This is a genomic window from Micromonospora sp. NPDC023966, assembly GCF_040639095.1.
Lineage (GTDB): Bacteria > Actinomycetota > Actinomycetes > Mycobacteriales > Micromonosporaceae > Micromonospora.
Genome location: NZ_JBEZZJ010000002.1, coordinates 78,103 through 97,234, shown reverse-complemented (window position 1 = coordinate 97,234; position 19,132 = coordinate 78,103). Strand labels below are relative to the sequence as shown.

The 19,132-nt window shown below is 74.7% G+C and carries 18 protein-coding genes; 12 read left to right on the top strand and 6 right to left on the bottom strand.

The genetic code is table 11. The features are described 5' to 3' along the window. Window positions 1-85 precede the first annotated feature (85 nt). Entirely contained in the window at window positions 86-1,069 is a 984-nt protein-coding gene (locus tag AB0F68_RS04560) for an aldo/keto reductase (RefSeq protein ID WP_357332980.1), read from the bottom strand. Window positions 1,070-1,153: 84 nt separating this feature from the next. On the opposite strand from AB0F68_RS04560, the gene AB0F68_RS04555 reads away from it, so the two are divergent. Continuing rightward, window positions 1,154-1,981: a trans-aconitate 2-methyltransferase gene (locus tag AB0F68_RS04555; protein WP_357332979.1), complete on the top strand. Its 828-nt coding sequence runs from the start codon at window positions 1,154-1,156 to the stop codon at window positions 1,979-1,981. Further along, window positions 1,978-3,003, top strand: coding sequence for an adenosine deaminase (locus AB0F68_RS04550; protein ID WP_357332978.1), 1,026 nt, complete (start codon window positions 1,978-1,980; stop codon window positions 3,001-3,003). Before AB0F68_RS04555 ends, AB0F68_RS04550 begins: the two co-directional genes overlap by 4 nt. Here the strand turns inward: AB0F68_RS04550 and AB0F68_RS04545 are convergent. The 3 genes from AB0F68_RS04545 to AB0F68_RS04535 form a co-directional block, all read right to left on the bottom strand. Next, the gene (locus tag AB0F68_RS04545; RefSeq protein WP_357332977.1) at window positions 2,960-3,235 is read right to left on the bottom strand and encodes a hypothetical protein; all 276 of its coding nucleotides are present in this window, start codon (window positions 3,233-3,235) and stop codon (window positions 2,960-2,962) included. The two genes, AB0F68_RS04550 and AB0F68_RS04545, sit on opposite strands and share 44 nt — an antisense overlap. A 236-nt stretch (window positions 3,236-3,471) precedes the next feature. Then, window positions 3,472-4,860: a HAMP domain-containing sensor histidine kinase gene (locus AB0F68_RS04540; RefSeq protein WP_357332976.1), complete on the bottom strand. Its 1,389-nt coding sequence runs from the start codon at window positions 4,858-4,860 to the stop codon at window positions 3,472-3,474. Between the two features lie 29 nt (window positions 4,861-4,889). Then, window positions 4,890-5,579 carry a response regulator transcription factor gene (locus tag AB0F68_RS04535; protein ID WP_357332975.1) on the bottom strand — a complete coding sequence of 230 codons (690 nt, stop codon included), beginning with the start codon at window positions 5,577-5,579 and terminating at the stop codon, window positions 4,890-4,892. Between the two features lie 73 nt (window positions 5,580-5,652). Between AB0F68_RS04535 and AB0F68_RS04530 the strand changes: the two genes are divergently transcribed. Continuing rightward, window positions 5,653-6,582, top strand: a complete 930-nt coding sequence (locus AB0F68_RS04530) for an ADP-ribosylglycohydrolase family protein (RefSeq protein ID WP_357332974.1) — start codon at window positions 5,653-5,655, stop codon at window positions 6,580-6,582. Window positions 6,583-6,717: 135 nt separating this feature from the next. On the opposite strand, the gene AB0F68_RS04525 is transcribed toward AB0F68_RS04530, so the two are convergent. Continuing rightward, entirely contained in the window at window positions 6,718-7,494 is a 777-nt protein-coding gene (locus tag AB0F68_RS04525) for a DUF1775 domain-containing protein (RefSeq protein WP_357332973.1), read from the bottom strand. A gap of 206 nt (window positions 7,495-7,700) precedes the next feature. On the opposite strand from AB0F68_RS04525, the gene thrS reads away from it, so the two are divergent. The 4 genes from thrS (at window position 7,701) to AB0F68_RS04505 (ending at window position 12,283) form a co-directional block, all read left to right on the top strand. Next, window positions 7,701-9,725: a threonine--tRNA ligase gene (gene thrS / locus AB0F68_RS04520; protein WP_357332972.1), complete on the top strand. Its 2,025-nt coding sequence runs from the start codon at window positions 7,701-7,703 to the stop codon at window positions 9,723-9,725. A gap of 124 nt (window positions 9,726-9,849) precedes the next feature. Then, on the top strand, window positions 9,850-10,362 hold the full coding sequence (locus AB0F68_RS04515) for an HIT domain-containing protein (protein WP_357333325.1): 513 nt from the start codon (window positions 9,850-9,852) through the stop codon (window positions 10,360-10,362). Between the two features lie 107 nt (window positions 10,363-10,469). Further along, window positions 10,470-11,090 carry a hypothetical protein gene (locus AB0F68_RS04510; RefSeq protein ID WP_357332971.1) on the top strand — a complete coding sequence of 207 codons (621 nt, stop codon included), beginning with the start codon at window positions 10,470-10,472 and terminating at the stop codon, window positions 11,088-11,090. 134 nt (window positions 11,091-11,224) lie between these two features. Beyond that, complete coding sequence (locus AB0F68_RS04505; protein WP_357332970.1) at window positions 11,225-12,283, top strand: aldo/keto reductase; 1,059 nt, start codon at window positions 11,225-11,227, stop codon at window positions 12,281-12,283. A gap of 39 nt (window positions 12,284-12,322) precedes the next feature. Here the strand turns inward: AB0F68_RS04505 and AB0F68_RS04500 are convergent, their stop codons facing one another. Further along, window positions 12,323-14,485, bottom strand: coding sequence for an elongation factor G-like protein EF-G2 (locus AB0F68_RS04500; RefSeq protein ID WP_357332969.1), 2,163 nt, complete (start codon window positions 14,483-14,485; stop codon window positions 12,323-12,325). A gap of 251 nt (window positions 14,486-14,736) precedes the next feature. On the opposite strand from AB0F68_RS04500, the gene pgsA reads away from it, so the two are divergent. The 5 genes from pgsA (at window position 14,737) to pdxS (ending at window position 19,104) form a co-directional block, all read left to right on the top strand. Then, on the top strand, window positions 14,737-15,357 hold the full coding sequence (pgsA, locus tag AB0F68_RS04495; RefSeq protein WP_357332968.1) for a phosphatidylinositol phosphate synthase: 621 nt from the start codon (window positions 14,737-14,739) through the stop codon (window positions 15,355-15,357). Next, complete coding sequence (locus tag AB0F68_RS04490; RefSeq protein WP_357332967.1) at window positions 15,354-16,289, top strand: phosphatidylinositol mannoside acyltransferase; 936 nt, start codon at window positions 15,354-15,356, stop codon at window positions 16,287-16,289. The genes pgsA and AB0F68_RS04490 overlap by 4 nt, the downstream gene beginning before the upstream one ends. Window positions 16,290-16,303: 14 nt before the next feature. Then, window positions 16,304-17,464, top strand: coding sequence for a glycosyltransferase family 4 protein (locus tag AB0F68_RS04485; protein WP_357332966.1), 1,161 nt, complete (start codon window positions 16,304-16,306; stop codon window positions 17,462-17,464). Between the two features lie 82 nt (window positions 17,465-17,546). Further along, on the top strand, window positions 17,547-18,050 hold the full coding sequence (locus AB0F68_RS04480) for a hypothetical protein (RefSeq protein ID WP_357332965.1): 504 nt from the start codon (window positions 17,547-17,549) through the stop codon (window positions 18,048-18,050). Window positions 18,051-18,186: 136 nt separating this feature from the next. After that, a complete protein-coding gene (gene pdxS, locus AB0F68_RS04475; RefSeq protein ID WP_357332964.1) occupies window positions 18,187-19,104 on the top strand; it encodes a pyridoxal 5'-phosphate synthase lyase subunit PdxS in 918 nt (305 codons plus the stop codon). Window positions 19,105-19,132 lie beyond the last annotated feature (28 nt).

Here is a 19,132-nt window from a genome sequence, read left to right as displayed (position 1 = left end):
CCCTCCGACGACGTGCGCCCGGCTCCAGCATGCCCGCGGGCGCCGCCGGCCGGCGACGGCGCGCCGACGGGACGCCGGCCCGGGGTCACCACCGGTCGTGCACCTGCGGCCGGATCAGCTCGTCGTAGGTGGCGCGGACGGCGGCCACCTCCTCTTCGGTCAGCGGCGGCAGGCCGGCCGCGGCGGCGTTGCGCCGGGCCTGCTCGGCGTTGCGGGCGCCGGGGATGACCACGGTGACGCCGGGCTGGTCGAGGATCCAGCGGAGCGCGAACTGGGCCATCGTCCGGCCCTCGCCGACCAGCGGCGCGAGCCGGCGCACGGCGGACAGGCCGAGGTCGTAGTCGACGCCGGAGAACGTCTCGCCGACGTCGAAGGACTCGCCGTGTCGGTTGAAGGTCCGGTGGTCGTCCGCCGGGAAGGTGGTGTGCTCGTCGTACCGGCCGGAGAGCAGGCCGCTCGCGAGGGGCACCCGGGCGATGATGCCCACCCCGGCCTTCGCGGCCTCGGGCAGCACCCGCTCCAGGGGCTTGTGCCGCACCGCGTTGAGGATGATCTGCACGCTGGCCACGCCCGGGCGGGCGATCGCGGTCAGCGCCTGGTCGCAGGTCTCCACGCTGACCCCGTATGCGGCGATGCGCTCCTCGGCGACCAGGGTGTCCAGGGCGTCGAAGACCCGGTCGTCGGCGAAGACCGCGGTGGGCGGGCAGTGCAGCTGCACCAGGTCGAGGGTGTCCACGCCGAGGTTGGCCCGGGACCGGTCGGTCCAGGCCCGGAAGTTGTCCAGCGTGTACGCCTCCGGCGTCTGCGGCACCCGCCGGCCCATCTTGGTGGCCACGGTCAGCCCGTGCCCGGGATGCTCGCGCAGGAACCGGCCGATGAGCTGCTCGCTGCGGCCGTCGCCGTACACGTCGGCGGTGTCGAGGAAGGTCACCCCGGAGTCGACCGCGGCGCTCAGTACGTCGAGGGCGGCGCCCTCGCTGACCTCGCCCCAGTCCGCGCCGAGCTGCCAGGCGCCGAGTCCGATGATGCCGACGTGCCGGCCGAGCCGGTCGAAGCTGCGCTGTTCCACCCGGTCGAGCCTAGTGAGCCGCTTGCCGGGACGCCCGTCGGGCCGTACCGTCCAACAAGACGTACGTACGGTTTGGAGGCTGTCATGTGGGACCCGAGCACCTACCTGCGCTACGGCGACGAGCGCTCCCGGCCCTTCCACGACCTGCTCGCCCGGGTCCCGGCGGAGCGGCCCCGCGCGGTCGTCGACCTCGGCTGCGGCCCGGGCACCCTGACCACGACCCTCGCCGGCCGCTGGCCGGACAGCCGGATCGCCGGCCTGGACTCCTCCGCCGAGATGATCGCGCGGGCCCGCGCCCTGACACGGGTCGGCAGTCTGGCCGGGGCCGGCGTCCTGGCCGAGCCGGTCTCCTTCTCGGTCGGGGACGTGCGCTCCTGGCATCCGGAGCCCGACGTCGACGTGGTCGTCTGCAACGCGGTCCTCCAGTGGGTGCCCGGCCACCGGGAGCTGCTCACGCGCTGGGCCGCCGCGCTGCCGGCCGGCGCGTGGCTGGCGTTCCAGGTGCCGGGGAACTTCGCCGCCTCGTCGCACCGGGCGCTGCGCGAGGTCGCCGGCCGGGACCGGTGGCGGGAAACCCTCGCCCCACTGCTGCGCGAGGCGCCCGTCGACGACCCGGTCGACTACGCCGCGCTGCTGGTCGGTGCCGGTTGTGCCGTCGACGCCTGGGAGACTACCTACGTGCACCTGCTCCCGGCCGCCGGCACCGACCATCCGGTGCTGGCCTGGATGGAGGGGACGGCGCTGCGGCCGGTCCGCGCCGCGCTCGACGCCGGCGGCTGGGCCGACTTCCGCGCCGAGCTGGGGGTGCGTCTCGCCGAGGCGTACCCGGTGCGGCAGGGTCAGGTGTACTTCCCGTTCCGCCGGATCTTCGTGGTGGCCCGCACCGGCGCCCGCGCAGAGGAGAACTCGTGACCGACCTGCCCACCTTCATCGCCGGACTGCCCAAGGTGGAGCTGCACGTGCACCACGTCGGCTCCGCCTCGCCCCGCATCGTGGCCGAGCTGGCTGCCCGGCACGAGGGGCGCAGCCCCGTCCCGGCCGACCCGGAGGCGCTCGCCGACTACTTCGCGTTCCGCGACTTCGCCCACTTCATCGACGTCTACCTGAGCGTGGTGGACCTGATCCGGGACGCCGACGACGTCTGGCTGCTCACCCACGAGGTGGCCCGGGAACTGGCCCGCCAGCAGGTCCGGTACGCCGAGCTGACCGTCACCCCGTACTCCCACGTGCACCGGGGGATCCCGGCGCCGGCGTTCTGCGAGGCGATCGAGGACGCCCGCAAGCGGGCCGAGGCCGACTTCGGCATCGCGCTGCGCTGGTGCTTCGACATCCCCGGCGAGGCCGGCCTGCCGGCCGCCGAGCAGACCCTGCGGATCGCCCTGGACGAGCGGCCGGACGGGCTGATCAGCTTCGGCCTGGGCGGCCCCGAGATCGGGGTGCCGCGGCCGCAGTTCAAGCCGTACTTCGACCAGGCCCGCGCGGCCGGGCTGCGCTCGGTGCCGCACGCCGGCGAGACCACCGGCCCGGAGACCGTCTGGGACGCGCTGCGCGAGCTGGGCGCCGAGCGGATCGGGCACGGCATCTCCGCGGCCCTCGACCCCGCGCTCCTGACCCACCTGGCCGAGCGGCGGATCCCGCTGGAGGTCTGCCCGACCTCCAACGTCCGGACCCGGGCGGTGGCGACCATCGAGGAGCACCCGCTGCCGCAGCTCGTCGAGGCCGGCGTGCTGGTCACCGTCAACTCCGACGACCCGCCGATGTTCGGCACCACGCTCAACGACGAGTACGCCGTGGCGGCCCGGCTGCTCCGGCTCGACCCGGCCGGCGTGGCCGCGCTCGCCCGCGACGCGGTGAGCGCCGCCTTCCTGGAGCCGGCCGAGAAGGCCCGGATCAGCGGCGAGATCGACGCGTACCTGGCGGCCGCGACGCGCTGATCGGACGGGACGGCACCGGCCGACGGGACACCCGCAGCGGCCGGCGTCGCCCGGCCAGGGCCAGCCCGAACCCGACCACCGCGGCCACCGCGACGGCGACCACGGGTACGACGTTCGTGGACCGGCCCGGGCCGTCCGCGAGCACCGGGTCCTGCCAGGCGGCGAGGGTGAGGGCGACGCCGAGACCGATCACGGCGGCCCAGCGGAGCAGTCGGCGCACGGTCGGCGTCATCACGGTCACCTCACGCCCGGGGTGCGGCTCGACGGGGGGAAGTGGCGCGCGGCGGGAGCGAGGTGTGGGGGGACCGAACTCCCGCCGCGCGCACGGCTCCGCCGACCGGAGTTGTTACGGGGCGTCCCGGCCGACGGAACTGATGGGTTCGGATTGATCCTGGCAGCCCGTTGCGCCGTAGGGGCCGTCGTTAACCCACTCCTAAGGAAGACTTGCGCCGCCCCACAGTCACCGGTTCAGCGCGGGCGCAGCCAGCGCCGGCCGGCCCGCGGCTCCCGGGCGTCCCGCGCCATCCGGCCGACCAGGCCGAACCGGTTCACCTGCCGGGGCGTCGCCTCCGGGTCGGCCAGCAGCATCACCACACTGGCCCCGCCGAGCCGGGCCCTGTCGATGCTCACCGATCCGTTGGCCTGCAGGGCGGCGCGCTTGGCGATGTCCAGCCCCAGCCCGGTGGAGCCCTGGTCGCTGGCGCCCCGGCGCAGCGCCCGGTCCGGGTCGGGGATGCCCGGGCCGGCGTCGTCGATCCGGATCGCCACCCAGCCGTCCCGCCGGCTCACCGCCACCTCGAACGCGGTGCCCTGCGGGGTGTAGCGGAAGACGTTGCCGATGACCGCGTCCAGCGCGGCGGCCAGCTCGGCCCGGGGCACCGGGGCCGGAATCCGCAGCTGCGCCCCGACCACCCGGTGCGGGCGGTTCTGGTCGCCGGCGAGCGCCGACCAGAAGACCATCCGGTCCCGGACCACCTCGCTGACGTCGCAGGTCGCCGGGCCGGTCTCCTGGCTGACCGCCTTGCGGGTGGTCTTGATCAGCTGGTCGACCTCGCCCTCCAGCGTGACGATGGCCTGCCGGATCCGCCGTATCCCCCGGCGGCGGTCCAGCTCCGCCTCGCTGAACGTGCCGATGCTGGTGTCGTCGGACTCCAGCGCCTCGGCGTCCAGCCGCAGCGCGGTCAGCGGCGTACGCAGCCGGTGCGACAGGTCGGCGACGAGTTCCCGCTCGTCGGCGCGGAGTGCGACCAGCCGCTCCGCCATCCGGTTGAACGCGTGCCCGGCCTCGGTCAGCTCCCGCGGCCCGGTCGGCTCGACCCGGACGCCCAGCTCGCCGTCGCCGACGGCGAGGGCCGCCTTCACCAGCTCGCCGGTGGCGTCGACGGCCCGGGCGGCCACCCGGTCGACCACGATCACCGCGGCCCCGACCAGCGTCAGCGCCACCGTGAGCAGCAGCAGCCACCGCCCGCCCGCGCCGGAGTCGAGCACCTCGTCGGGGACGAAGACCTCCACCACGGCGACCCGGTCGCCGAGCACCACCGGGTCCAGCCGGAGCACGCCGCCGGGCACGTCGGTGACCACCGAGCGCCGCTCGGCGCCGGCCCGCTCCAGCGCCGCCGCGTCGGCGCGGCCCGCGCCCTCGTCGGTCCCGATCCCGTGTACGACCGGCCGCAACGCCGGGTCGTCACCGCTGGCCGCCACGGCCCGCCGGACGATCTCCGGGTCGGTGCTGACCGCGAGCGCCCCGGTGACCAGCGCGCTGCGCCGGGCCGCGTCGGCCAGCTTCTCCTCGCGTGCCTGGTCGGACAGGGTGATGCCGAGCGGGATGAGGAAGGCGAGCGCGACGAGGCTGCACATACCGGCCGTGAGCCAGGCCAGCGCGGGCCTCAGTCCGGCGCCACCAGCCGGAAGCCGACCCCCCGCACGGTGCGCAGGTAGCGCGGCTTCGCCGCGGACTCGCCCATTTTGCGGCGCAGCCAGTAGAGGTGAACGTCGATGGTCTGGTCCTCGCCGACCGAGGGCTGCCGCCATACCTCCTCCAAGAGTTCCCGCCGGGACACTACCCGGCCGGGACGTGCGGCGAGATACGCCAGCAGGTCGAATTCCTTGCGGGTCAGGGCCAGCGGCTCGCCGTCCAGCACCGCGCTGCGCTCGCCCACGTCCACCCGCAGGCCGCCCACCGAGTGCACGGCCGGCTGGACGGTACGGCTGGCCCGGCCGGCCCGCCGCAGCACGGTGGTGATCCGGGCATCCAGGTGGGCGCCGGTGAACGGCTTGACCATGTAGTCGTCGGCGCCCGCGCGGAGCAGCCGGACCACCGACTGCTCGTCGTCCCGGGCGGTGGCGATGATGATCGGCACGTCGGTGATGCCGCGCAGCATCCGCAGCGCGTCGGAGCCGTCCAGATCGGGCAGGCCGAGGTCGAGCACCACCAGGTCGGGGGTCTCGGCGGCGACCCGGCGCAGCGCGTCCAGCGCCGTCCCGACGGCGTGCACCGCGTGCCCCCGGTCGGTCAGGGACCGCAGCATCGCGCCGCGTACGACGTGATCGTCTTCGACCAGGAGGACGGTTGCCACGTCAGCACCGTACCCGGCGTGGCAAGTTGATCGCGTTGCGGCACTCCTGCGAACGGGGCAAGCTGGGACGACGATGACGTTCACTCTCTTCCCCGACACCCGCCTCACGCTCGCCCGCGACGCGCTGGCCGGCCTCTCGGTCGGCGACGCCCTCGGCTCCCAGTTCTTCGTGCCCGGTCGACACCCGGCCGACCTCGCCGCCGGACGGCTGCCCGCGCCGCCCTGGCAGTGGACCGACGACACCGAGATGGCCTGCTCGGTGGTGGCCGCGCTGAGCGAGGCCGGGCGCATCGACCGGGACGCCCTGGCGCTCGCCTTCGCGCAGCGGTGCGAGCCCTACCGGGGCTACGGGCCGGGGGCGGTCACCATCCTGCGTCTCATCCGGACCGGCACCCCGTGGCCGGTGGCGGCCGCGTCCGCGTTCGACGGGCAGGGCTCGTGCGGCAACGGCGCGGCCATGCGGGTGGCCCCGCTCGGCGCCTGGTACGCCGACTCCACCCGGCGCGCCGCCGACCAGGCCCGCGCCTCGGCCGAGGTGACCCACGCCCACCCGGAGGGGATCGCCGGGGCGGTCGCGGTGGCGGTGGCCGCCTCGCTGGCCGCCCGGGCCCGGCTCGACGGGGACCGGCCCGAGCCGGCCCGCCTGCTCACCGTGGTGGCCGGCGCCCTGGACCCGGCCGGCGAGGTGCACCGGGGCGTACGCCGGGCCGCCGCGCTGCTCGGCCACCCGGCCGGCGAGGCGGCCGAGGCGCTGGGCAACGGCTCCCGGGTTACCGCCCAGGACACCGTCCCGTTCACCCTCTGGGTGGCCGCCACCCATCTGCACGACTACCCGGCCGCGATCCGCGCCTGCGTCGAGGCGGGCGGGGACGTGGACACCACGGCGGCGATCGTCGGTGGCGTGGTGGCCGCCCACACCGGGGTCGGCACCCCGGGCGGCGTCCCGGACGGCTGGCTCGCCGCCCGCGAACCCCTCCCGGCCTGGCTCACGGCCCCCGCCTGACCGGCTGCGGCGATCCTGCACTCGCTGCCCCCGTCCTGACCTGCTGCGGCGATCTTGCACTTGCGGCCCCGTCGATGTCCGATTCGGGCGGTTCTGCCGGGGCGCGAAGTGCAAGATCGCCGCGGGGACGGTGGGTCAGGCCGGGACGACGGGGCGGTCGTCGGTGGTGGTGGTGGCGGTGGTGTCGGGTCGGAGGGTCAGGGTGTCGCGGTGGCGGCGGCTGAGCAGCCAGCCGAGGGCCGCGCCGCCGGCCAGCCCGGCGAGCAGGCCGCCGCCCAGCAGCAGATCGGCGCTCGGCCCGTCCTCGGTCGGTGCCGGAGGCGGGGCGGCCGGTTCGGCGAGCGGCTCGCCGTGGCCGGCGTGCGCGGCGGCCCCCGCCGGCGCGGGCAGCAGGGTGACCGTCGGGGCGGGGTGCGCCCCGCCGGGCGGGTCGGTCCAGCGGACCACCGTGCCGTCGGCGTACGTCTGGATCACCGAGAAGGTGAGCCGGTCGGTGGCCGGCATCGGGCCCATGCCGAGCGAGAGCCGGGCCGGCCCGGTGCTGCCGGGCATCCGGATCCAGGTCACCGCGTCGGTCACCTGGTTCAGCTCGGAGGCGTGGATGCCGGCGACCGGCCGGTCGAGGGTGCGGGTGGTGATGGTCGGAGCCCAGTCCGGCACGGACAGCGGATAGACCTCGCCGATCGGGGCGTCCGCGGGCATCCGCAGCTCGATCCGGCTGGTCCGGCTGCCGGCCCGCTCCTCGGGCAGCACCACGGCCAGTTCGATGGCGTCGCCCTGGTGCACCTGGGCGGGTGAGGTCGTGAGGGTCACCTCGGCGGCGCTCGCGGCGCCCGGCCAGCCCAGCGGGCCGCCGAGCGCGGCGGCCAGCAGCGCCGTCGCCCACCACCGGCCCCGACGGATCATCGTCATGGTCGTCCCCATCCGTGTCGACGCGGCCGGCAACCGGCTCCGGCCCCACCCGGTAGTTCGGGCGCGCGGGCGGAAAGGTTCAACGCGGGACGGAACTGGTCGGACGGGGGAGCGCGGCGTCGCCGACGGCGCGGGTCCGGGCGACCGATAGCATCGCAGGGGCCGGTACCCGGCACATCAGAACCCGCTCGAAGACAGGAGTCACCGTGTCCGCACCCCGTACCCCCGTCGTGGCCGACCCCGTCGTCGTCGCCGCCGGGACGACGGCGGCCGACGCGGTGGCCGCGGCCGGCCTGCCGATGACCGGCCCCAAGGCGATCGTGGTGGTCCGCGACCCGCAGGGCGTACTGCGCGACCTGGACTGGAAGCCGTCCGAGGAGACCGCGGTCGAGCCGGTCGCCCTCGACAGCCCGGACGGGCTGAACGTGCTGCGCCACTCCACCGCGCACGTGCTGGCCCAGGCCGTGCAGGACGTCTTCCCGGAGGCCAAGCTCGGCATCGGCCCGCCGATCGAGAACGGCTTCTACTACGACTTCCAGGTGGCCAAGCCGTTCCAGCCGGACGACCTGGCGAAGCTCGAGAAGCGGATGCAGGAGATCGTCAAGTCCGGCCAGCGGTTCCGCCGGCGCCGCTTCAGCAGCCTGGACGAGGCGCGGGGCGAGCTGGCCGCCGAGCCGTTCAAGATGGAGCTGATCGAGGTCAAGGGGGAGGGGCTGGACTCCTCCGAGGTGATGGAGGTGGGCGGCGGCGAGCTGACCATCTACGACAACCTCGCCGCCAACGAGGACAAGGTCTGCTGGTCCGACCTGTGCCGGGGCCCGCACCTGCCGAACACCCGGCTGATCGGCGCGTTCAAGCTGATGCGCTCGGCCGCCGCCTACTGGCGGGGCTCGGAGAAGAACCCGCAGCTCCAGCGGGTCTACGGCACCGCGTGGCCGACCCGGGACGGGCTGAAGGCGTACCTGAGGCTGCTGGAGGAGGCCGCCCGGCGCGACCACCGCAAGCTCGGCGCGGACCTGGACCTGTTCAGCTTCCCCGACGAGATCGGCTCCGGCCTGGCGGTCTTCCACCCCAAGGGCGGCGTGCTCAAGCGGGTGATGGAGGACTACGTCCGGACCCGCCACATCGAGGAGGGCTTCCAGTACGTCGGGACCCCGCACATCTCGAAGGAAGGGCTGTTCCACACCTCGGGCCACCTGCCGTACTACGCCGACGGCATGTACCCGCCCATGGAACTCGAGGGCGCGGACTACTACCTCAAGGCCATGAACTGCCCGATGCACAACCTGATCTACCGGTCGCGCGGGCGGTCCTACCGTGAACTGCCGATGCGGCTGTTCGAGTTCGGGTCGGTCTACCGGTACGAGAAGTCGGGCGTGGTGCACGGGCTGACCCGGGTGCGCGGCCTGACCCAGGACGACTCGCACTCGTACTGCACCCGGGAGCAGGCGCCGGCCGAGATCAAGCACCTGCTCAACTTCGTGCTGAGCCTGCTGAAGGACTTCGGCATCGACGACTTCTACCTGGAGCTGTCCACCCGCGACGAAGCCCGGCTCGACAAGTTCGTCGGCTCGGACTCGGACTGGGCCACGGCCACCTCCGTGCTGGAGCAGTGCGCGCTGGAGACCGGGCTCGACCTGGTGCCGGACCCGGGCGGCGCGGCCTTCTACGGTCCGAAGATCTCGGTGCAGGCCAAGGACGCCATCGGCCGCACCTGGCAGCTGTCGACCATCCAGTACGACTTCAACCAGCCGAAGGGCTTCGGGCTGGAGTACCAGGCGGCCGACGGCACGCGGCAGCAGCCGGTCATGATCCACTGCGCCAAGTTCGGGTCGATCGAGCGGTTCATCGGCGTGCTCACCGAGCATTACGCGGGCGCGTTCCCGGCCTGGCTCGCCCCGGTGCAGGTGGTCGGCATCCCGATCCGCGAGGACCACACCGACTACCTCCAGGACTTCGTCACCACGCTTCGCAGGCAGGGGATCCGGGCCGAGGTCGACGCGGGCGACGACCGGATGCAGAAGAAGATCCGCAACGCCCAGCAGCAGAAGATCCCGTTCATGGTGATCGCCGGCGACGACGACGTGGCCGCCGGCACGGTCTCCTTCCGCTACCGGGACGGGTCGCAGCGCAACGGCGTGCCGATCGAGGAGGCGGTGGCCCACGTGCGGGACGTGGTCGAGTCCCGGACCAACGCCGGGCCGTCGGCGGAGGGGACGCCCAACACCTGAGCCACCCGTCCCCCGCGCGGCCGGTGCGCACGGGTGGGCTCCGGTGCGCTGACCGTAGGATCGGCGTGTGACTGGGGCGGAACGGCACTTCGACGGCGGCGCCGGCAGCGGCGGCGACAACGGTCTGGCGGACGGGCTGGAACGGCTCTGGACGCCGCACCGGATGACCTACATCTCGGGCGAGGACCGGCCCGAAGGTGGCTACGAGAAGCCGACCGGCTGCCCGTTCTGCCTCGCCCCCGGCCTGCCGCCGGACGAGAGTCTGGTGGTGGCCCGGGGCGAGCACGTCTACGCGGTGCTCAACCTCTACCCCTACAACCCGGGGCACCTGCTGGTCTGCCCGTACCGGCACGTGGCGGACTACACCGAGCTGGACGTGCCGGAGACCGCCGAGCTGGCCGCGTTCACCAAGGACGCCATGCGGGTGGTCCGGCACGTCTCCAACGCGCACGGCTTCAACCTGGGGATGAACCAGGGCGGCGTGGCCGGTGCGGGCATCGCCGCGCACCTGCACCAGCACGTGGTGCCGCGCTGGGGCGGCGACGCGAACTTCATGCCGGTGATCGGCCGCACCAAGGTGCTGCCGCAACTGCTCGCCGACACCCGGGACCTGTTCGCCAAGGCCTGGCCGGCCTGACGGCCGCGGGCGTGCCTCGGCGCAGCCGACCGGTTCCGTTCCCGGTGGCGGCCGGGCCGTGTCGGCGAGGGTCCCGGCGGCCCGCAGCCGGAAGTACGATCTTGCGCATGGCCCTGCTGCATCGCGCGGAACTGCGCCCCTCGAAGCTCGACCTGCTCGCCTCCTGGCTGCCCGGCCGGCCCTGGTTCGCCGGCACCGCGGGCGCGGAGGTCACCCGCGTGGCGGCCTACCGATTCGACGACCCGGCCGGCGAGGTCGGCATCGAGACCATCCTGGTCCGGGCCGGGGACGGGCCGATCCTCCAGGTGCCGCTGACCTACCGGGCCGCGCCGCTGGCCGGCGCCGACCGCTGGCTGGTCGGCACCACCGAGCACTCCGTGCTGGGCCCGCGCTGGGTGTACGACGCCTGCGGCGACCCGGTCTACCCGCCGGCCCTGGCCGCCGCCGTTCTGGCCGACGCCGGGCAGGCGGAGGAGTACTTCGAGGTCGACGGCCGCCGCGAGGTGCGCCCGCCGAGCATGACCCTGGCCGGCGCCCGGACCGGCACGGCCGCCACCCTCGACGCGGTCGACGAGGTGGTCGACGGCGACCCGGCGCTGATCCGGGCCGGCGGCGTGGAGCTGGCCCTGGTCCGCCGGCCGGCTCCGGTCGACGCCCCGACGCCGGCCCGGCTGACCGGCGCCTGGGCTGGGCAGATCGACCCGGTGCTGCTCGCGTACGCCCGCTGACCGGCCGCCGGCGGCCGGGCGGCCGCTGACCGTCCAACCGCCGCCGGGCGCGCCCGCTGACCGTCCGGCGGTCGGCCCGGCACCCGGGGTGAGGAAGCCGCCCGCGGGTCCGGGGAAGGTGGCAGGATGCGGCGATGGCAGTCAGCACGCGGCCGTTGGGCCGCAGCGGCATCGCGGTCAGCGCCCTCGGCATGGGCTGCTGGGCGATCGGCGGCCCGTGGGCCGAGGGTGCCCGCCCGCTGGGTTGGGGCGCGGTCGACGACGAGGAGTCGGTCCGGGCGGTCCGCCGCGCCCTCGACCTCGGGGTGACGCTCTTCGACACCGCCGACACGTACGGGGCCGGGCACGGCGAGCGGATCCTCGGCCGGGCCCTCGCCGGCCGGCGCGACGAGGCGGTGATCGCCACGAAGTGGGGCTACACCTTCGACGAGCGGACCCGGCAGGCCACCGGGGAGGACGCCTCGCCGGAATACCTGCGGCGGGCGGTCGTCGACTCGCTGCGCCGGCTGGACACCGACCGGATCGACCTCTACCAGTTGCACCTCGGCGACCTGCCGGTGCCCCGGGCCGAGGCGCTGGTCGGCACCCTGGAGGACCTGGTCGCCGACGGCCTGGTCCGGGCGTACGGCTGGAGCACCGACCGGGCCGACCGGGCGGCGGCCTTCGCCCAGGTCGCCCGGGGCGCGGCCGCCGTGCAGCACGGCCTGTCGGTGCTCCGGGACGCCCCTGCCATGCTGGCCCTCTGCGAGAAGCACGAGCTGGCCAGCCTGGCCCGGGGGCCGCTCGGGATGGGGCTGCTCACCGGCAAGTACCACCCGGAGTCCACGCTGCCCCGCGACGACCTGCGCGGCACCCCGCCGAACTGGCTGGAGTGGTTCCGCAGCGGCCGGCCCGCCCCGGAGTGGCTGCGCCGGGTCGCCGCCGTCCGCGACGCGCTGACTGCCGACGGCCGGACCCTGACCCAGGGCGCGCTCGGCTGGATCTGGGCGCGCAGCGGCCGCGCCGTGCCGATTCCCGGCGCTCGTACGGTCGCCCAGGTCGAGGAGAACGCCGGCGCGCTGGCCCGGGGCCCGCTCGCCCCCGACCACTTCGCCGAGGTGGAGCGCCGGCTCGCCGCCCTGCGGTCGGCCGCGCTGCGCGACGCCGACCGCCCGCGCTGGCCCATGCCGCCGGTCCCCGCCGCCCGCCCCTGACCCGCGCCCGCACCGGGGCAGGCCGGGGCGGTGGCGCGGTCAGGAACGGCCGCCGGCCTCCTTGCGGACCTGCTCGGCGAGGTGGGTGGGCATCGGCTCGTAGCGGGCGAACTCGCGCCGGAAGGTGCCGGTGCCGGCGGTCATCGAGCGCAGCTCGACCGCGTAGCGCAGCAGCTCGGTGGCCGGGACCTCGGCGCGGACCAGGGTGCGGCCCTCGGCGTCCGGGTCCGGCTCGGTGCCGAGCACCCGGCCACGCCGGCCGGACAGGTCGCCCATCACCGCTCCCACGGACGGGTCGGGCACCCGGACGGTGACCTCGTCGACCGGCTCCAGCAGCGTGGGCTGCCCCTTCTCGGCGGCGTCCCGCAGGGCGAGCGCGCCCGCGGTCTGGAACGCCGCGTCGGAGGAGTCCACGCTGTGCGCCTTGCCGTCGAAGAGGGTCACCCGCAGGTCGACCACCGGATAGCCGCCGACCAGGCCGCGCTCCATCTGGGTGCGGACGCCCTTCTCCACCGAGGGGATGTAGTTGTGCGGCACCGCGCCGCCGACCACCTTGTCGACGAACTCGAAGCCGGCGCCCCGGGGCAGCGGCGTGACCTCGATGTCGCAGACGGCGTACTGGCCGTGGCCGCCGGACTGCTTGACGTGCCGGCCGTGCCCCTTGGCGCCGGTCGTGAACGTCTCGCGCAGCGCCACCCGGACCGGCTCGGTCTCCAGCTCCACCCCGCCGGCGCGCAGCCGGTCGAGCACCACGTCGGCGTGCGCCTCGCCCATGCACCAGAGCACCAGCTGGTGGGTCTCGGCGTTGCGGTCCAGCCGCAGCGTCGGGTCGCCGGCCACCAGCCGGGCCAGGTTGCGGGCCAGGGCGTCCTCGTCGGCCCGGCTCTTCGCCACGATGGCCACCGGCAGCAGCGGCTCCGGCATCTCCCACGGGGCGATGAGCAGCGGTTCGTCCTTGGTGGAGATGGTGTCGCCGGTCTCCGCGCTGCCCGACTTGGTGATCGCGCAGATGTCCCCGGCCACGGCGGTGGGCACCTCGCGCAGCGTCGCGCCGAGCGGGCTGTAGATGTGGCCGACCCGCTCGTCGGCGTCGTGGTCGGGGTGACCGCGCTCGGCCATGCCGTGCCCGGACACGTGGATCACCTGGTCGGGGCTGAGCGTGCCGGAGAAGACGCGTACCAGGGAGACCCGCCCGACGTGCCGGTCCACGGTCGTCTTGACCACCTCGGCGACCAGCGGGCCGTCGGGGTCGCAGGCCAGCGGCGGCCGGGGCGAGCCGTCCACCCCGGTCACCGCGGGCAGCTCGTGCTCCAGCGGCGACGGGAACGCCGCAACCAGGCCGTCCAGCAGCGCGTCCAGGCCCACGCCGGTCTCCGCGCAGACCGGGACCACCGGGTAGAAGTGGCCGCGGGCGACCGCGGTCTCCAGGTCGGTGATGAGCACCTCGGTGTCGATCTCCTCGCCGCCGAGGTAGCGGTCCATCAGCGTCTCGTCCTCGCTCTCCGCGATGACCCCCTCGATCAGCTCGTTGCGGGACTCGAGGATGGCCGGCAGGTGCTCCGGGTCCGGCGCGCGCACCGCCGCCGGCAGGCCCTGGGAGTAGTCGAAGACCCGCCGGGTGATCAGCCCCATCAGGCCGGCGACCGACTCGCCGTCGTCGCCCAGCATCGGCAGGTAGAGCGGGAGCACGTTGTCGCCGAAGACCCGCTGGCAGAGCGCCACCGCCTCGTCGAAGTCGGCGCGCGGGTGGTCCAGCCGGGTCACCGCGACGGCGCGGGGCATGTCGACCGCGGCGCACTCCTCCCAGAGCGCGGCGGTGGCCGCGTCCATCCCGTCGACGGCGGAGACCACGAACAGCGCCGCGTCGGCGGCCCGCAGCCCGGCGCGCAACTCGCCGACGAAGTCGCCGTACCCGGGGGTGTCCAGAAGGTTGACCTTGACGTCGCGGTGCAGCAGCGGGGCACAGGCCAGGCTCACCGACCGCTGCTGGCGGACGGCGGCGGGGTCGTGGTCGCAGACCGTGGTGCCGTCGGTGACGCTGCCGGCCCGGCCGATCGTGCCGCTGGCCGCGAGCAGCGCCTCGACCAGGGTCGTCTTGCCCGCCCCGGAGTGCCCGACGAGCACCACGTTGCGAACCCTGCCGGGCTCGGTCACCACCGGCGCGCCGCCGGTGACACCCTTCTCCTGATTCTTCTGCGCCATCGCGGCGCACCTCCCTCAACCGGTGGTGGTGGCGACCGCCGCGCGCGACGGGGAAGCGGCCCGGGCGGGCACCGCGGCGATATCTTCCGGTGATCTCCTGGACGACGGGTACGCGGACGGGTGATCCGGTGAACTGGCTCACCTCCCACGCTCGATCTCACACCTGTAACCGGGTCGGCACAAGTACGCCTGGCGGGTCGGTACGACCGGCTGTGTCCCCGGCCGCTGCCGGCCGTTATCGTGGGACAGCCATGGCGAAGATCTTCCAAGTGACGGCCCGCGCGGGGATGACCCGCGTCGTGGAGCCGGTCGCGCGCGGCCTGCTCCGCGCCGGTGTGTCCCCCAACGCGGTCACGGTGACCGGTACCGTCGGCGTGCTCGTCGGCGCGCTCGGCTTCGGTGCCCGCGGTCATCTGGTCGCCGGTGCGCTGATCGTCACGATCTTCGCGCTCACCGACCTGCTCGACGGCACGATGGCCCGGATGAGCGGCGGTTCCACCCGGTTCGGGGCCTTCCTCGACTCGAGCATGGACCGGATCGCCGACAGCGCGGTCTTCGGCGCGGTCGCCTACTGGCTGGCCACCGAGCGCGACCATTCCGCGGTGGCCGCCGCGCTGCTCTGCCTGGCCGCCGGTGGGCTGGTGTCCTACGTCAAGGCCCGCGCCGAGGGGCTGGGGATGACCTCCAACGTCGGCATCGCCGAGCGCACCGAGCGGCTGCTGATCGTCGGCGTGGGCGGCCTGCTCACCGGCCTCGGCGTCGACCCGGCCCTGGAGATCGCGCTCTGGCTGCTCGCCGCCGTCTCGATCTTCACGGTCGGGCAGCGGATGGCCCACGTGTACCGGCAGGCACAGCCGGCCGGCCGGGAGTGAACCTCACCGAGGCGGGCTACGTCGCCGGTTGGCGCCTGGTCCGCGCGCTGCCCCGGCCCGTGGTCGCCGCCGCCTTCCGGGCGGGCGCCGACCGCGCCCACCGCCGGGGCGGCAAGGGCGTCCAGCGGCTGCGCGCCAACCTGCGCCGGGTGGTCGGCCCGGAGCTGCCGGAGGCGGAGCTGGACGAGCTGGCCCGCGCTGGCCTGCGGTCGTACGCCCGGTACTGGCTGGAGGCGTTCCGGCTGCCGAGCCTGAGCCGCCAGGAGATCCTGTCCGGTTTCCACCTCGACGGCCAGGAGAAGCTCGCCGCCGACGTGGCGTCCGGCCGGGGCGCGGTGGTCGCGCTGCCGCACGCCGGCAACTGGGACGCCGCCGGCGCCTGGGTGGCGGCAAACGGCTGGCCGATCACCACGGTCGCCGAGCGGCTCGAGCGGGAGGGCCTCTACAAGCGCTTCCTCGCCTTCCGGCAGGGCCTCGGCATGGAGATCCTGCCCACCTCCGGCGGCGACCGGCCGGCGTTCGACGTGCTGGTGGACCGGCTGCGGGCGGGCGCCGTGGTGCCGCTGCTCGCCGACCGGGACCTCTCCGCCCGGGGCGTGGAGGTGGAGTTCTTCGGCGGCCGGACCCGGATGCCGGCCGGCCCGGCCCTGCTGGCGCTGCGCACCGGCGCGCCGCTCTACGTGGCCTCGCTGTGGTTCGAGCCGGACCGCGCCCGCGCCGCCATCGAGGGCCCGCTGGAGCTGCCAGAGGAGGGCAGCGCCCCGTTGGACGCCCGGGTGCGCGTGGTGACCCAGCGGATTGCCGACGGTCTTGCGGTGGGCATCGCCCGGCATCCGGAAGACTGGCACATGTTGCAGCGGATGTGGCTGGACCAGCGCACGGACCGCTCCACCGCGCCGGCGCCGCCGGCGTCCACCACCGGGACGATCTGAGGGAGCGGGGCGCAATGCGGATCGGCATCGTGTGCCCGTACTCCTTCGACGTGCCGGGCGGGGTGCAGAACCACGTCATGGACCTGGCCGAGGCGCTGCTCGGGCTCGGCCACGACGTGAGCGTGCTGGCCCCGGCCGACGAGGACTCGCCGCTGCCGCCGTACGTGGTCTCGGCCGGCCGGGCGGTGCCGCTGCCGTACAACGGCTCGGTGGCCCGGATCGCCTTCGGCCCGGTCTCCACGACCCGGGTGCGGCGCTGGATCACCCGGGGCGACTTCGACGTGCTGCACGTGCACGAGCCGCTCACCCCCAGCCTGTCGATGCTCGCCGTGCTCTGCGCCCGGGGTCCGGTGGTGGCGACCTTCCACACCGCGATGACCCGGTCCCGGGTGCTCTCCGCCGCGCAGGGGGTGCTCCAGATCCTCCTCGAACGGATCACCGCCCGGATCGCGGTGAGCGCCCTGGCCCGCAAGGTGCAGGTCGAGCACATGGACGGCGGCGCCGTGGAGATCCCCAACGGGGTGGCGGTGGCGAAGTTCGCCGGCGTCGAGCCGCTGTCCGGCTGGCCGGGGGAGTGCGGGCCGGGCACCGGCGGGACCCTCGGTTTCCTCGGCCGGTTCACCGAGCCCCGCAAGGGCTTCCCGATCCTGCGGGACGCCTTCGTCGCGCTCGCCCCGCACCGCCCCGGGCTGCGCCTGCTGGTGGCCGGGCCGGGCGACGCCGACGACCTGTTCGGGCAGTTCCCGGCCGGGCTGCGGGACCGGGTCACCTTCCTCGGCATGGTCTCCGAGGCGGACAAAGCTCGCATGCTGCGCAGCGTGCACCTGTACGTCGCACCGAACACCGGCGGGGAGTCCTTCGGGATGATCCTCACCGAGGCGCTGGCCGCCGGCACCACCGTGGTGGCCAGCGACCTGGACGCGTTCCGCCGGGTGCTGGACGGCGGGCGGGCCGGCCGGCTCTTCCCGACCGGGGACGCGGCGGCGCTGCGTACCGCCCTGGCCGAGCTGCTCGACGACGCCCGGCAGCGGGCCGCGCTGACCGCCTGCGGCGACCAGGTGGTGGCGAATTTCGACTGGCCCGTGGTTGCCCGCCGGGTTCTGGAGGTATACGCAGCGGCGATCGAAGCCACCGACGGCCGGGTCATGGACACCGAATGGGCGGAGCTGGGCTGAACCCGGTGGCCGGTGGGGCCGCTGTGACGAGCGCGTCGACCGGTGCCCGCGCGGGCCGGGCGGGATGAGGAGCAGCACTACGATGCCGGGCATGTGGTGGGTGGTGGGCGCGGTCCTGGTGCTCGGGCTGGTCTCGGCGTACCTGATCTGGACCGCCGGCCGGGTCGAGCGGCTGCAGTCGCGCGCGGAGTCGGCGGCCCGGGCGCTCGACGCGCACCTGCTGCGCCGCGCGGCCGCCGCCGCGGTGCTGGCCGAGCAGCGCTACGGCGTGGAGCTGTACGCGGCCGCCCGGATCGCCCTGGACGCCGTCGAAGAGGAGCGGGAGGCCGCGGAGAACGACCTCACCCGGCAGCTGCGCACGGTGGAGCTGGACCCGGCGGACCCGGCCTGCGAGGCGGTGATCGCCGCCAGCCGGCGGCTGGCCCTGGCGCGGCAGGTGCACACCGATCTGGTCCGGGACGCCCGGGCGGCCCGCGGCCGCCCCCTGGTACGCCTGTTGCGGATGGGACGCGGGCGGGAGTGGCCGCGCTACTTCGACATCGACGACCCCACGGTCATCCCGCGGGCGGACGTCACCACCGGCTGAGCGGGCGGTGCCCCGACCCCGGTGACGCCGACCACAGAGCAGGCCACCGGGGGTCTGATTGGCTGTCGGACCGGCGTTGACCCCGTCGTAGCCTTTTCGCAGCCACCCCCCGAGCACGTCCAAGGAGCGATGACCCGTGCCCGAATCCACCTCCCCGAACACCAACGCCAACCCGGTCGTCGGCACCGCCCGCGTCAAGCGGGGCATGGCCGAGATGCTCAAGGGCGGCGTGATCATGGACGTGGTCACCCCCGAGCAGGCCAAGATCGCCGAGGACGCCGGCGCGGTCGCCGTCATGGCGCTGGAGCGGGTGCCCGCCGACATCCGCGCCCAGGGCGGCGTCTCCCGGATGAGCGACCCGGACATGATCGACGGCATCATCAACGCGGTCTCCATCCCGGTGATGGCCAAGGCCCGGATCGGCCACTTCGTCGAGGCGCAGATCCTCCAGTCCCTCGGCGTCGACTACGTCGACGAGTCCGAGGTGCTCACCCCGGCCGACTACGCGAACCACATCGACAAGTGGGCGTTCACCGTCCCCTTCGTCTGCGGCGCGACCAACCTGGGCGAGGCGCTGCGCCGGATCACCGAGGGCGCCGCCATGATCCGGTCGAAGGGCGAGGCCGGCACCGGTGACGTCTCCAACGCCACCACCCACATGCGCAAGATCCGCCAGGAGATCCGCCGGCTGGCGTCGCTGCCGGCCGACGAGCTGTTCGTGGCCGCCAAGGAGCTGCAGGCGCCGTACGAGCTGGTCAAGGAGATCGCCGAGACCGGCAAGCTGCCGGTCGTGCTGTTCACCGCGGGCGGCATCGCCACCCCGGCGGACGCGGCCATGATGATGCAGCTCGGCGCCGAGGGCGTCTTCGTCGGCTCGGGCATCTTCAAGTCGGGCAACCCGGCCCAGCGCGCCGCCGCGATCGTGAAGGCCACCACCTTCCACGACGACCCGGACGTGCTGGCCAAGGTCTCCCGCGGCCTGGGCGAGGCGATGGTCGGCATCAACGTCGACGAGATCCCGCAGCCGCACCGGCTGGCCGAGCGCGGCTGGTGACGGCGACCGGACGGGGCCCGGACCGGGC